At 58.0% G+C, this 10,985-nt stretch carries 11 protein-coding genes; 5 read left to right on the forward strand and 6 right to left on the reverse strand.

What is annotated here, in order from left to right:
• Positions 1–91: 91 nt before the first annotated feature.
• Complete coding sequence (locus ACRESJ_RS33660) at positions 92–1,678, reverse strand: ABC transporter substrate-binding protein (RefSeq protein ID WP_431761735.1); 1,587 nt, start codon at positions 1,676–1,678, stop codon at positions 92–94.
• A 445-nt stretch (positions 1,679–2,123) separates the two neighbouring features.
• Between ACRESJ_RS33660 and rpmB the strand changes: the two genes are divergently transcribed.
• Positions 2,124–2,357, forward strand: a complete 234-nt coding sequence (gene rpmB, locus ACRESJ_RS33665) for a 50S ribosomal protein L28 (RefSeq protein WP_003177273.1) — start codon at positions 2,124–2,126, stop codon at positions 2,355–2,357.
• 11 nt (positions 2,358–2,368) lie between these two features.
• A complete protein-coding gene (rpmG, locus tag ACRESJ_RS33670; protein WP_003177274.1) occupies positions 2,369–2,524 on the forward strand; it encodes a 50S ribosomal protein L33 in 156 nt (51 codons plus the stop codon).
• 140 nt (positions 2,525–2,664) lie between these two features.
• On the opposite strand, the gene ACRESJ_RS33675 is transcribed toward rpmG, so the two are convergent.
• The 3 genes from ACRESJ_RS33675 to ACRESJ_RS33685 form a co-directional block, all read right to left on the reverse strand.
• Positions 2,665–3,501: an IS3 family transposase gene (locus tag ACRESJ_RS33675; protein ID WP_431761736.1), complete on the reverse strand. Its 837-nt coding sequence runs from the start codon at positions 3,499–3,501 to the stop codon at positions 2,665–2,667.
• On the reverse strand, positions 3,498–3,803 hold the full coding sequence (locus ACRESJ_RS33680; protein WP_431761737.1) for a transposase: 306 nt from the start codon (positions 3,801–3,803) through the stop codon (positions 3,498–3,500). The genes ACRESJ_RS33675 and ACRESJ_RS33680 overlap by 4 nt, the downstream gene beginning before the upstream one ends.
• 153 nt (positions 3,804–3,956) lie before the next feature.
• Entirely contained in the window at positions 3,957–4,319 is a 363-nt protein-coding gene (locus tag ACRESJ_RS33685) for a cupin domain-containing protein (RefSeq protein WP_431761738.1), read from the reverse strand.
• Between the two features lie 236 nt (positions 4,320–4,555).
• On the opposite strand from ACRESJ_RS33685, the gene ACRESJ_RS33690 reads away from it, so the two are divergent.
• Positions 4,556–6,049 carry an aldehyde dehydrogenase gene (locus ACRESJ_RS33690; RefSeq protein WP_431761739.1) on the forward strand — a complete coding sequence of 498 codons (1,494 nt, stop codon included), beginning with the start codon at positions 4,556–4,558 and terminating at the stop codon, positions 6,047–6,049.
• A gap of 185 nt (positions 6,050–6,234) precedes the next feature.
• Positions 6,235–7,377, forward strand: a complete 1,143-nt coding sequence (locus ACRESJ_RS33695) for an MFS transporter (protein ID WP_431761740.1) — start codon at positions 6,235–6,237, stop codon at positions 7,375–7,377.
• Between the two features lie 69 nt (positions 7,378–7,446).
• On the opposite strand, the gene ACRESJ_RS33700 is transcribed toward ACRESJ_RS33695, so the two are convergent.
• A complete protein-coding gene (locus ACRESJ_RS33700) occupies positions 7,447–9,015 on the reverse strand; it encodes a phospholipase D family protein (RefSeq protein ID WP_431761741.1) in 1,569 nt (522 codons plus the stop codon).
• Positions 9,016–9,072: 57 nt separating this feature from the next.
• Entirely contained in the window at positions 9,073–10,506 is a 1,434-nt protein-coding gene (locus tag ACRESJ_RS33705) for a PLP-dependent aminotransferase family protein (RefSeq protein WP_431761742.1), read from the reverse strand.
• Positions 10,507–10,684: 178 nt separating this feature from the next.
• Here ACRESJ_RS33705 and ACRESJ_RS33710 point away from each other — a divergent pair, with 178 nt between their 5' ends.
• Positions 10,685–10,930, forward strand: coding sequence for a DUF1127 domain-containing protein (locus ACRESJ_RS33710; protein ID WP_431761743.1), 246 nt, complete (start codon positions 10,685–10,687; stop codon positions 10,928–10,930).
• Positions 10,931–10,985 lie beyond the last annotated feature (55 nt).

A 10,985-nucleotide genomic window follows, 5' to 3' on the forward strand; every position in this document is an offset into this window, starting at 1 on the left:
GCCTGACTCCCCGCGGTGTTCTTTGGTCCATCGCGAGCAGGCTCGCTCCCACAGGGTTAATTGCTCCTACAGGGTTATGTGTTGAGGCAGATTATTTGAAGTTGACCTTCGAATAATCCTGCCGCCCAAACGGGCTGACCGAGTAACCCTCGACATCCTTGCGCGTCAATGCGAATGCCGTCGGGTGAGCCAGCGGCAGCCACAGCGCCTGTTGCTGGATTTGCGTCTGGGCCTGTTCGTATAGCTTGCTGCGTACGCCTTGTTCACCCGTGGTCTTGCCGGCGCTGATCAGCTTGTCCAGATCCTGGTTGCAGTAACGGGCGAAGTTGGTGCCGGACTTGACCGCTGCGCAGGAAAACTGCGGCGTAAGGAAATTGTCCGGGTCGCCGTTGTCGCCAGCCCAGCCCATGAACAGGATGTCGTGCTCGCCGGCCTTGGCGCAGCGGATCAGTTCACCCCACTCAATCACGCGTATTTCGGCTTGAATGCCGATTTCCGCGAGGTCGGATTGGAGCATTTGCGCGCCAAGGCTCGGGTTGGGATTCAGCAGGCTGCCTGACGGACGGGTCCAGATGGTGGTCTGGAAGCCGTCCTTGAGTCCCGCCTTGGCCATCAATGTCTTGGCTTTTGCAACGTCATGGGGGTAGCCAGGCAGGCTTTTGGCATAGCTCCAGGTGTTCGGCGGATACGGGCCGTTTGCGGGTTCGGCGGTGTCCTCGAATACGGCTTTGAGGTAGTTGGCCTTATCGAACGCCAGATTGATCGCCTGGCGCACCTCTGGCTTATCCAGTGGTGGATGCTGACTGTTGATGGCAACGAACGCAGTCATGAAAGCTTCAGTTTTTTCCACTTTCAGGGTCGGTTCTTTCAGCGCAGCCTGTACGTCCAGCGGTTTGGGTGACAGGGCGATCTGGCACTCATTGCGGCGCAGTTTCTGCAGGCGCACGTTGGCGTCCGGGGTGATGGCGAAGATCAGTGGATCGACCTCAGGTTTGCCACGGAAATAGTCAGCGTTGGCCTTGTAGCGAATCGAGGCGTCTTTCTGGAATCGAGTGAAAACAAAGGGGCCGGTGCCAATTGGCTGGCTGTTGAGCTTCTCTGGCGTACCGGCCTTGAGCAATTTGTCGGCATATTCCGCTGAGTAAATCGAGGCGAAGCCCATGCTCAAGGTCGGCAGGAAAGTCGAGTCCGGGTGATCGAGGGTGAAACGCACGGTCAGCGGGTCAAGGGCGTCGATTTTCTTGATCAACGCAGGCAATTGCATCGATTGCGCATGAGGAAAGCCACTCTGCGCAACTTTATGCCATGGGTTGGCCGGGTCGAGCATTCGGTCGAAGCTGAACTTCACGTCCTCGGCGGTGAGCTCGCGCGCGGGGCTAAAGTAGTCGGTGCGATGAAATTTCACCTGCGGGTGTAGTTTGAATACGTAGATCAGGCCATCGGAGCTGACTTCCCAGCTGTCGGCGAGGCTGGCGACTACTTTGCCGCTGGCGGTGTCGAAGTCCACCAGGCGATTCATCAGCACGTCGGCCGAGGCGTTGGTGGTGGTCAGCGAGTTGTATTGCACCACGTCGAAGCCTTCGGGGCTGGCCTCGGTGCAGACGCTCAGGGCGGCAGCCTGGGCCAAAGGAGTCAGCAACAGCGGGGCAAGCAACAGCGGTAGGGCAGCGAGGCGCATGGTCGGATTCCTTTACAGATCGAAGGCCCATCTGCAAGAGCAGTCTGGAAAAGGCTTACCCTAGTGGGCTCCTTTGCAAATGACTATCCCCTTTTTCATTTTGAGAGGACTATAGGCGCCTGATTTTGTGGTGCCGGGGCGAAAAAACGCTGGGGCAGTGGTCGAGGGCACACTCTCGCGACGAGCGGTCAAAATCGACGACAGCCTTTATCCAAAGCGCCTGAAGCGTGAAAAACCGGGATTTTCTTCATTCGATGCACAGCGAATGTTGTTGCACCCCAGTCTTTCTGGTATAAAGCAGCGCTCTTTTCTAGGGGCCCGGTTCCTTCACTGTAGGTGTAGCCGGTAAGACCTCTAAAGAATCGCGGCGCCTGGCGCCACAATGACTAGAGATTAAGCGGCCAACCCATGCCGGGTTGGGCATGTGGTTTTAGAGGGCTGAGGCATGTCTAGAGTATGTCAAGTTACCGGTAAGGGTCCGGTGACTGGGAATAACATTTCCCACGCAAACAACAAAACCCGTCGTCGTTTCCTGCCGAACCTGCAGCATCACCGCTTCTGGGTTGAAGAAGAGAAACGTTTTGTGCGTCTGCGCGTATCTGCCAAAGGCATGCGTATCATCGACAAGCGTGGCATCAGTGTCGTGCTGGCCGAACTTCGTCGCGATGGCAAGGTTTAAGGGAGCTAATCATGCGTGAATTGATTCGTTTGATCTCGAGCGCCGGTACTGGTCACTTCTACACTACCGACAAGAACAAGCGTACTACCCCGGACAAAATCGAGATCAAGAAATATGATCCGGTTGTTCGTAAGCACGTGATCTACAAGGAAGGCAAAATCAAGTAATTGATTTTTCCCTCTTACGAAAAAGGCCCGTATCGCGAGATACGGGCCTTTTTTGTGTCTAGTGGTTTTGTGTTGCTTTTGAGGGCCTCATCGCGGGCAAGCTGAACTGGTCAAGTAATCCCGGACACCGATTACGGTGTTTATGCCGCTTTTTGCTCCATGGCTATTGGCGACAGGTAGTTGTTGTAGCTGTGGAGCCTGGTGCGGTTGTAGTACATGAAGAAGCGCACCATATCGGTTTTTGCTTCTTCGATCAGACTGTAGCCGCTGCGAGGCACCCATTCTGACTTCAACGTGCCGAAAAAACGCTCTGTTGGAGCATTGTCCCAGCACTGCCCACGATGGCTCATGCTTTGCAAAATGCCATGGCGCATCACCTCTTGTTGAAACTTGCGACTGGTGTACTGACAGCCCTGATCGGAGTGAAACATCAGCCCAGGAGGGCACGTTCGGACCTCTGTCGCCATGCGTAGCGCCTTGCTCACCAAGTTGGCATCATTGACCAGCGAAAACGCCCAACCAATGACGCGGCGAGCAAACAAATCGATCACGATGGCCAGATGAACCCAGCGCTTGCCTACCATCAAGCTTGTAACGTCGCCACACCAGACCTGATCAACTGCAGTCGGTCTGAAATTGCGCTTTAGTCGATTGGGCGCAACAAATGCTTCAACCCCTTTGGACCTGAATGGGTGCGGCTGGCGTTGTTTACTGACAATGTTGACCTCCCTCATCAACGCTCTGGCAAGACTTCTTCCGACCGCTATGTTTTGGGACTTCAGGCCCCTGCTTATCATCCTGGAGCCCATGGCTTCGCGGCTTTCGTTGTGCAGTTCAACCACTTTCAGCTTGAGCTCTTCACGCCTGAACCGCAGCTTGGTTCGCCGTTGAATCCACTCATAAAAGCTGCTGCGCTTCACATCGAAAACTCGACACAGGAGAGCGGTCGGGAATAACTCTCTTAGCTCCGCGATCATCGAAAACGATCGGGATCCGACATCAAGAGAGCGGTAGCCTTTTTTAAGATCTCGGCTTCCATCTCCATGCGCTTGATTTTGGCTTTCAGTTCCTGGATCTGGCGCTGGTCATCAGTAATCGCCTTGGTGCCTTTGACTGACTGTCCTTCCCGTTCCTTACGAACCTGATCGACCCACCGCCGTAAAGCGGTAGGGCCGATATCCAGCGATGCACAAACATCTGGCACTGGGCAATTATCATCAAGCACCATGCTGGCAGCATGCAGCTTGAATTCGCGGGTATAGACCTTTCTTTCGTTCATGGAACCTCCAAGTTGGCGAAATCATATCGCCCTTAAGAGGTGTCCGGAATTATTAGGCCAGTTCAAGCCCGCTCCCACAGGTTTTGTGATCGTCTCAAACCCCTGTGGGAGCGGGCTTGCCCGCGATGAGGCCGGACGATTCAACACAATTCCTCAGGCCTTTTGTTCAAACGCCACATAGATCTTGCGGCAAGGCTCCAACACTTCCCAGGTACCCCGAAAACCTGCCGGGATCACAAAGCGGTCACCAACACGCAAGGTCTTGGCATTGCCATCGAGGTCTCGCAGCACCGAAACACCCTGCACGATCTCGCAGTATTCGTGTTCAGTGAAGTTCACCGTCCACTGGCCGACGGCACCTTCCCATACACCCGCGTTCAGTTGGCCGCATGGGCTGTTGTAGTGGTTGTATACCGCTTGCTCGGGATCACCCTTGAGCACTTTGGCAGGGTCCGGGCGGTAGCGTTCGGCAGCGGTGTTGGCCTGGCTGAAGTCGACGACGTTGTTGATGCTCATTGTTGTATTCCCCCGTGATTGCGACGCGAGTGGTTGATTTGTTCGAAGTCTATGTTTATTAAATTGAACGTCGCAAGGCCGTTTGCCGGCCTTGTGTCAAATATATTGAAACTTTACCTGCCGCTGGTTTAGGGTGGCGGATGCCTTGGGCCGAAAAAGCAGGCTGGCCGGGCAGAATTCCTGACAGCGCCCGCGAAGAACGCGGGTTTCGTATTCAATAAGAGGAGGACACTCGTATGACCACCCTGACTCGTGCCGACTGGGAACAAAAGGCTCGCGACCTGAAGATCGAAGGCCGCGCTTACCTCAATGGCGAGTACACCGATGCCGTTTCCGGCGAGACCTTCGAGTGCATCAGCCCGGTCGATGGCCGTCTGCTGGGCAAGATTGCCAGCTGTGACGCCGCCGATGCCCAGCGTGCCGTGGAAAACGCCCGCGCCACCTTCAATTCCGGCGTCTGGTCGCGCCTGGCGCCGACCAAGCGCAAATCCACCATGATCCGTTTCGCCGGCCTGCTCAAACAGCACGCCGAAGAGCTGGCGCTGCTTGAAACCCTGGACATGGGCAAGCCGATCAGCGACTCGCTGTACATTGACGTTCCCGGCGCGGCGCAAGCCTTGAGCTGGAGCGGTGAAGCCATCGACAAGATCTACGACGAAGTGGCGGCGACTCCCCACGATCAGCTGGGTCTGGTGACCCGTGAGCCGGTGGGTGTTGTCGGCGCCATCGTGCCGTGGAACTTCCCGCTGATGATGGCGTGCTGGAAGCTGGGCCCTGCGCTGTCCACCGGTAACTCGGTGATCCTCAAGCCTTCCGAAAAATCCCCGCTGACCGCCATCCGCATCGCTGCGCTGGCCGTCGAGGCTGGTATCCCCAAAGGCGTGCTGAACGTCCTGCCAGGCTACGGTCACACCGTCGGCAAGGCGCTGGCCCTGCACAACGATGTCGACACCCTGGTGTTTACCGGTTCGACCAAGATCGCCAAGCAACTGCTGATCTACTCTGGCGAGTCGAACATGAAGCGCGTCTGGCTGGAAGCCGGCGGCAAGAGCCCGAACATCGTGTTTGCCGATGCACCGAACCTGCAAGAGGCTGCCGAAGCCGCTGCCGGTGCGATCGCCTTCAACCAGGGTGAAGTCTGCACCGCGGGTTCGCGCCTGCTGGTGGAGCGTTCGATCAAGGATAAATTCCTGCCGATGGTGATCGAGGCGCTGAAAACCTGGAAGCCGGGCAACCCGCTGGACCCGGCTACCAACGTCGGTGCGCTGGTGGATACTCAGCAGATGAACACTGTGCTGTCCTACATCGAATCGGGTCACACCGACGGCGCCAAGCTGGTGGCCGGTGGCAAGCGCATTCTGCAGGAAACGGGCGGCACCTACGTTGAGCCGACGATTTTCGACGGTGTGAGCAACGCGATGAAAATCGCCCAGGAAGAAATCTTCGGGCCAGTGTTGTCGGTTATCACCTTCGACAACGCTGAAGAAGCCGTCGCGATTGCCAACGACACGCCTTATGGCTTGGCCGCTGCTGTCTGGACGTCCGACATTTCCAAGGCTCACCTGACCGCCCGCGCATTGCGCGCTGGTAGCGTTTGGGTCAACCAGTATGACGGCGGCGACATGACTGCGCCGTTCGGTGGCTTCAAGCAGTCCGGCAACGGTCGCGACAAGTCGCTGCATGCGTTCGACAAGTACACCGAACTGAAGGCGACCTGGATCAAGTTGTAAGCCGTTAAAGTGGGCCTGTCATAATGGCAGGCCCCGAAACGACGCAGATCCCATGTGGGAGCGAGCCTGCTCGCGATAGCGGTGTAACAGTCGACATCCGTGTTGAATGTTGCTCCGTCATCGCGAGCAGGCTCGCTCCCACAGTGTTTTGTGTTGCACAAAAAATATCCACAGGAGCGTGGAACATGCGTTGGGCGACGTATTTCGCCGTGTTGGCGTCTGTCTTGAGTGTAGGGCTGGCCCTGGGTGTCAGCATGCCGCTGGTTTCGTTTCGTCTTGAGAGCTGGGGCTACGGTTCGTTTGCCATCGGGGTGATGGCGGCGATGCCGGCCATTGGCGTGCTGTTAGGCGCAAAGATTTCCAGTCATTTGGCCGCGCGTCTGGGCACGGCCAACCTGATGCGCTTGTGTCTGTGGGCGGGAGCCGTGTCCATCGGCTTACTGGCGTTGCTTCCGAGCTATCCGATCTGGTTGGTGTTGCGCTTGATGATCGGCGTGATCCTGACCCTCGTATTCATCCTCGGCGAAAGCTGGATCAACCAGCTTGTGGTGGAAGAGTGGCGCGGTCGACTGGTGGCGCTGTATGGCAGCAGTTACGCGTTGAGCCAGCTTGCCGGTCCGATTTTGCTGGGCGTGATAGGCACCGAACATGATTACGGCTTTTGGGTCGGCGTTGGATTGTTGGTGGCGGCGCCGTTTCTGCTGTTGGGCCGCAGCGGTGCGCCCGGCAGTGAGGCGTGCAGTGTGACTTTGGGGGATTTGCTGACCTTTTGCCGTGGCCTTCCCGCGATTGCCTGGGCGGTGTCGTTGTTTGCGGCATTCGAAGCAATGATCCTGACCTTGTTGCCGGTCTATTGCCTGCGCCAAGGCTTCACCACGGAAATCGCCCTGGCGATGGTCAGCACGGTGGTGGTCGGTGATGCCTTGCTGCAATTGCCGATCGGTGCACTGGCGGATCGCGTGTCACGGCGTTCTTTGTTCGCGGGGTGTGCGGTGGTCCTGCTGGTATCGAGCCTGGCGATTCCCTTGTTGATCGACACGCTACTGATTTGGCCGCTGTGGGTGTTGTTCGGTGCCAGTGCCGGGGGATTGTTTACCTTGTCTTTGATTTTGATTGGCGAGCGTTATCGCGACGATGCGCTGGTTCGCGCCAATGCGCACATTGCACAGCTGTGGGGCGTCGGGTGTCTGCTCGGGCCTTTGATTGCTGGTGCTGGCAGCCAGTGGATCAGCGGGCATGCGTTGCCGTTGTTGATGGCGGCGGGGGCGTTTGGGTTGGTGATTCTGGTGTCACGGCAGGGGGCGTTTGGTTCGGTGCAACCTGCATAAGATCAAAAGATCGCAGCCTGCGGCAGCTCCTACAAGGGGGCGCATTCCAGCGCCGGATGCTGCGATCATTTAGAGCATCCGCTCAAGCCCGACGGTATTGCTCAGCCAGGCATTGAAGCGCCGCCACCAACTGCCAGGCTCCTTGGTCAGGGTGTGCATTTTTCCGTCGTCTTCGGTCACCCACACAACCTGGCCGTTCTCCAGTTTTGCCTGATAACTCAGGGCTGGTGACATACCCTGCAATGCCAGTTCGTGTACGCGGGCCGCGAGTTCCGGGCTGTCGACCAGCACCCCGACTTCGGTGTTCCACAACACCGAGCGCGGATCGAAGTTGAATGAGCCAATGAAGGATTTCTTCTGGTCGAAGATGATCGCTTTGCTATGCAGGCTGGAGTCGGAATCGCCGTAAGACTTGGAGGAAAACAGGCGAGGTCCGCTGCCGCCGTCGTCGCCGGGCTGGCGACGTAGTTCGAAGAGCTGCACGCCGTGTTCCAGCAGCGCTTTGCGATACGGTGCGTAGCCACCATGCACCGCCGGCACGTCGGTGGCTTCAAGTGCGTTGGTCAGCAGCCGCACTGAAACTCCGGCATCGGCGCGCCCGGTCAGGTACACCAGGCCTGGCTGGCCGGGGACGAAGTAGGCGGAAATCATTATCAGCTCTTTGCTGACGCCATCGAGTTCGGGGGCCAACTGCGTAGTCAGCAGTAACTGCGGATCGGGTTCGCCATCGGCCAGCACCTTGCTCGGCGCATCCCACAACGCCTGGTTCCAGGCCCAGATCAGCTCTTTGCGCCAGATATCCAGGCGCGGTTCGGTGGCAAACGTCATCAGCTGCTGATAAAGCGCGTGATTCTGCCGGCGCGATTCTTCCAGGGACGCTTCCAGGCGGGTGCGAAATTCTTTCAAGTCTTGAGCAGTCGGCTTGCTGGATACGAACGCGTCGATCGGTTTGCTAAGGGCACTGTTCCAGTACTGGTCGAAGCTGTGGCCCAACTGCTCGGCAACCGGGCCGACGCTGAGAATGTCGATGTCGGTGAAGTTCAGTTTGGGTTCGGCATCGAAATACTCGTCCCCCAGATTGCGCCCGCCGACGATGGCCATGCTGTTGTCGGCCAGCCACAGCTTGTTGTGCATCCGCCGATGCTGCTGCGACAGATTGAACAAGCGCCCCATGGTGCGCGTCACGCCAGTGCTGCGCCCGAGATGCAGGGGGTTGAACACGCGAATCTGAATCTGCGGATGCGCCGCCAGGGTGGCGATGGTGACGTCCTGGCCATCGCTGGTGGTGTCGTCGAGAAGGATGCGTATGCGCACGCCGCGGTCGGCAGCTTTGAGCAGCTCCTCCACCAGCATTCGCGTGCTGATGCCGTCATGGACGATGTAGTACTGCAGGTCGAGACTACCTTGGGCGTTGCGAATCAGCTCGGCGCGGGCAGTGAAAGCCTCGGTGCTGTCGGACAGCAGGTGAAAGCCTGATTTGCCTTCGTGGGTTGCGGCCTGGGCCTGCACTGAGCGGCCAAAAACCGAAGCGCTTGCTGGCAACGCCTGGCTCGGTTCGCGCTGCACGCCGTAGCTGGCACAGCCGCCGAGGATCGAAGCAAGTAACACCAGAGCAAGCAGGGACTGTCTGACTATCACGTAGGATCGTTCCGATTGGCGGCTGTTGGCATATGGACGCTGGTCCTCGCAGAAAGGTCAGTCGGTCAGCCCGTCGGTCTCCGCCAGCAGTTTGATGGCGGCGGCACCGACCTTGCGCACGGCTTCTTCAATCTGTGCCGTTGGTTTGGCAGCGTAGTTCATGCGCAGGCAATTGCGGTACTTGCCCGAGGCGGAAAAGATGCTGCCGACGGCAATCTGTACGCCCTGATCGTACAAGGCACGATTCAGTTTCAGCGTGTCGAAGCCCTCCGGCAGCTCTACCCACAGCATGAAACTGCCTTGCGGACGGCTGGCGCGGGTGCCGGCAGGAAAGTAGCGAGTGACCCAGTCGATCATCATGTCGCGATTGCGCTGGTATTGAGTGCGCATCCGCCGTAAATGAGGTTCGAAGTGGCCGCCTTTCAGAAATTCCGCGATGGCAATCTGCGGTTGCGGCGCGGTAGAGCCAGTGCTGATGTATTTCATGTGCAGCACCCGTTCCAGATAGCGGCCTGGCGCGACCCAGCCAATGCGCAGGCCGGGCGCCAGTGTCTTGGAAAAGGAACTGCACAACAGGACCCGACCATCCTCGTCGAAAGATTTGATCGTGCGGGGGCGTGGATAGGTGTAGGCCAATTCGCCATACACATCGTCCTCGATGATCGCCACGTCAAAACGCTGAGCGAGCATCAACAACGAGCGTTTGCGCGACTCCGGCATGATGTAGCCCAGTGGGTTGTTGCAGTTGGGCGTCAACTGTATGGCTTTGATCGGCCACTGCTCCAACGCCAACTCCAGCGCATCCAGGCTAATCCCCGTGAGTGGGTCGGTAGGGATTTCCAGGGCTTTCATGCCCAAGCCCTTGAGGGTCTGCATGGCGCCGTGAAAGCTGGGCGAGTCCACCGCCACAATATCCCCAGGCTCACAGATGGCGCGGATGCTGGTTGAAAGCGCCTCGTGGCAACCGGTCGTCACTACCAGATCGCCGGGGCCCAGTTGGCAGCCGGAATCGAGCATCAGGCGGGCAATCTGTTCGCGCAGTTCGAGGTTGCCATGGATGTTGTCGTAGTACAGGCCGGGCATGTCCTGTCGCCGGCTGATCCTGGCGAGGTCGCGCAACAGCGGTTTCATGGTGGGCGAAGTGATGTCCGGCATGCCGCGCCCCAGTTGCACGACATCCTTGCGTGGCACCGCACGAATCAGCTCCAGTACTTGATCCCATTGAGAAATGTCCACCGGACGCTGAGCGGGGCGGCCAACCGCTGGCAGTTCCGGCAGTTCGCGACTCGCCGGCACGAAGTACCCGGACTTGGGCCTCGGCATGGCCAGCCCGCTGTCCTCCAGAACCCGATACGCCTGCTGCACGGTGCTCAGACTGACCCCGTGCTCGACGCTCAATGCCCGCACCGATGGCAGTCGATCGCCGGGGCGATAGAAGCCTTGCTCGATTCGTGTACCAAGCAATTCAGCGAGATTGACGTAAAGGGTCATGGCGCAGCCTCGATTGGGATGATTCGGTTAACCAGTACAGATGTAACAAAAATACAGGATTCAGAGGCAAAATCAGCAAATCTGTATGGAGTTAATACAGTTGCTTTGAATCTGTAATGCTTTTGCCCGTCCGCGCATCATGGAATCTCTGGCTACCCAAGTAAACAGGAGCATCAAAATGAACGGCTTGAGCGATGTGCGGCTGACGTTACGCAGTCAGGAACTGGAGGCAGGGCAAAGGGACAATGCACGCCATGCGCCAATGCGCAGAGCGCCGTGTGGCCTGAGTCGCTGGGATCTGTTCTGGCAGCGTCTGCACACGCGCAAGGCGTTGCTGGCGCTGACGCCCGCCCAGCTCAAGGATATCGGGCTGACCCCTGAGCAGGCACGGGAGGAGGGGCTTAAGCCGTTTTGGAGAACCTGAATAAATCGCTCCCTCTGTAGGAGCTGCCGCAGGCTGCGATCTTTTGATCTTGATC

The sequence above is a fragment of the Pseudomonas sp. genome, assembly GCF_050739655.1.
Lineage (GTDB): Bacteria > Pseudomonadota > Gammaproteobacteria > Pseudomonadales > Pseudomonadaceae > Aquipseudomonas.